2 protein-coding genes and 1 pseudogene are annotated in these 2,678 nt (G+C 77.5%); 2 read left to right on the forward strand and 1 reads right to left on the reverse strand.

Going from position 1 to position 2,678, the window contains the following annotated elements; genetic code table 11:
* Positions 1-1,020 (forward strand): DUF2157 domain-containing protein (locus tag DEF28_RS26185; protein WP_233515554.1); only part of this gene is annotated, 1,020 nt, incomplete at its 5' end.
* Positions 1,021-1,740: 720 nt separating this feature from the next.
* A complete protein-coding gene (locus DEF28_RS26190; protein WP_114400860.1) occupies positions 1,741-1,950 on the forward strand; it encodes an Acb2/Tad1 domain-containing protein in 210 nt (69 codons plus the stop codon).
* 33 nt (positions 1,951-1,983) lie between these two features.
* On the opposite strand, the pseudogene DEF28_RS27340 reads toward DEF28_RS26190, so the two are convergent.
* Positions 1,984-2,678 (reverse strand): annotated as a pseudogene (locus DEF28_RS27340) (hypothetical protein); the annotation flags it as partial.

Consider the following 2,678-nt stretch of genomic DNA (forward strand, 5'->3'; position numbering starts at 1 on the left):
CGGCCCCGCCCGGTCCGCCGCCGCGCCGCGCCCCGCCGTGGCCGCCGAGCCCGGCGGCGCGGCGTGAGCGCCGCGGCCGAGTCCCGGGAGGGGGCGCTGCGCCGGCTGGTCGAGCGCGCCGTCATCTCGCCGGAGCAGGCGGCGGCCGTGCGGGCCGAACTCGCGGCGGCCGAGGCGGAGCGCCCGCGCGTCCGCTGGGCGGAGGTCATCGGCTACGTCGGCGGCGCGCTCGCGCTCATCGGTGTGGTCAGCCTGGTCGCCGCCCTCTGGGCGGACCTGACGAGGTCGGTGTGGGTGGCGGTGCTCGCAGCGCTCACCCTGGCCCTGGCCGGCGGCGGCGTGCTCACCGCGGGCGGCCCGCGGGCCATGGCGGGACGCCGCCACCGGGTCCCGCCGGTGCGCCGCCGCCTGGCCGGAGTCCTGGTCGGCCTGGGGACGGTGACCGCCGCGCTGGCCGTCGAGGTCGCCGACGCGGCGGACTTCTCCGCGGTCGCGGGGGCGGTCGGCCTCGGCCTGGCCGCCGTGGGCTACGCGGCGCTGCCCGCGGCCGTGCTGCTGGTGGCCGCCGCGGGGATGAGCGTGTGGACGGTGTCCGCCCTGCTCGACCTCACCGGGTGGTCGGCGGCCCCCTACGACCTGTGCCTGGTGGCGCTCGGCCTGCTGTGGATCGGGCTGTCGCTCACGGGTGTGCTCACCCACCGTGCGCTCGGGCACGGCCTCGGGGCCGGGATCGTGCTCTACGGCGCCCAGATGACGTTCCTGCACGCCGGACACACCGGCTGGATCGCGGTGACGCTGGGCGCCGCCGCGGTCTTCCTCCTGCTCTACCAGCGGGAGCGGGCGACGGTCCTGCTCGTGGCGGGGGTGCTGGGCTGCGCCATCGCGGTTCCGGAACTCGTCTGGGAGTGGACCGACGGCGCCCTCGGCGCCGCGGCGACCCTGCTCGTGGCCGGTGTCACGCTGCTCACCGCCAGCGGTGTCGGCATCCGGCTGCACCGCGGCCGGCCCTCCGGCCCCTGACCGGCGCCGGCGACCGTCCGCCTCCGCGCTGGCCGGCCGGGACCGGCCGGCACGCTGGAGGCGCGACGGCGCACCGCGCGGCGGTGCGGAACGGATGGAGAGCGGCACGGAGGCGGGCCGGGTACCGGGGACGCCCGCCGGCCGCGCACCGGCCGCGCACCGGCCGCGCCCGTCCGTGCGGTGGGAGGGCCGTCGTCGGACCGCCGGTCCTGCTCGGCGCCCTGCTGCCGGGCGCCGTCCGGGACCGCCGCCGTGTCCGGGGGCCGCGTTGCTCTCGGGCGGCGCGGCCGGTCGCGAGCGGCACCTGGGCCGGAGGTCGTCGACGTCGGGGGCTCGTGGAGCCGGGAGCCAACCCGTGTCGTGCGGGAGGTCGAAGGAGGGCGGACGGAGGAGGAGCGGCGGGGGCTCCGCGAGTGCGACGGCGGTGTACCCGAGGGCGGCGACGTTCCGCTCCCGGCGGAGCCGCTGGGGGTCCTTCGTCCGCCGACCGGACGGGAAGGCGCCCGAGGGGCCACCTGGTCTTCCCGGGCACGGTACGTGGCCGTCGGCCGCGGCCGACGCCGGCCCCGCCCCCGCGGGTGTGGCGTTGGCCGCGCGTGCCCGGATCCTTGACGCCGGGTCCACGTCCGCCCGTCCGCTCCGGGCCACCGGGAGTGCCGCGGGCGGGAACGGGCAGGACGGAAGGGCGAAGGGCCCGGACACCGACAGCGGGAGGACCATATGCACCGCGACGAGATCGGGCGCCGCTTCGCGCCCCGCCGGTCCGACCTGGACCGCGCCGGCCAGCACGAGGAGGTCCGGACGGCCTGCCACCGGCTGGCGGAGCAGCTGGCCGACCTGCTGCCGGACGGCAGGGAGAAGGAACAGGCGATCACCCGGGTCGAGGAGGCCATGTTCTGGGCGGACGCCGCGATCGAACGCACGGCGTGACCGGAGTCCGGGGCTGAGCCGGATGGCCCGTCCCTAGGCGAGTGGTTCCTTTGTGGTGGGCGGTCGTAGGCGATCGGGGACCTCATGACCGGTGCGCCGGTGTGGTGGTGCCGGATCGCCGCGGCCATGGCCGGGATCCGCTGGCCGACCCGGACCGTGACGCCCTCCGAAGGTCCGCCCGCCGTAGCGCTCCGGGTCGAGCTGGTCTTTGACGGTGTCGTTGAATGATGTGATCAACTGCCGCACCCCTTTGAGCAGGTGCTCGCCGGGTCGGGCCCGCTCGGGTTGGAAGGAGGGCCGCGGCAGCGTGGTTCCCCGTGTGCGGAGCTCGGCCTCGAATGCCCGGGAGGCGAAGCCCTCGGCGGTCAGCAGCGGCCCGGGCCGGTCGGCGGCCGGGTCCGGCTCGGCCTCCAGCATCGCGGCCCTGGCGTCGCGCTCATCGACCTTGGGGCTGACCAGGGTCGAGGTGATGGGCATCCCGGCGGGGGTGCGCACCGGGAACAGGCGCAGTGCCCAGGAGAACCGGGAGTGGGAGCGGCGGTAGCCGTAGGCGGCCCGTCCAGCCGGGCCGCAGTGTTGAAGGGTGGGGCGGGAGCGTCCGTGTTCCACCGGGGGGAGTCGGTGATCCACGGTGTCGTGCCAGAAGGCGGTGTCGGAGGCGACCGGCCGGGTCGCCTGCTGGGCCAGGGGGCGCCGCGCGTAGCCGCTTGGTGCAGCCCGGGGGGTCG

Origin of the sequence: Marinitenerispora sediminis, from assembly GCF_003336425.1 — a bacterium.
Classification (GTDB): Bacteria; Actinomycetota; Actinomycetes; order Streptosporangiales; family Streptosporangiaceae; genus Marinitenerispora; species Marinitenerispora sediminis.

Excerpts from the sequence above, each read along its gene's own strand:
- DEF28_RS26190 (WP_114400860.1), top strand. The coding sequence starts at position 1,741 with ATGCACCGCGACGAGATCGGGCGCCGCTTCGCGCCCCGCCGGTCCGAC.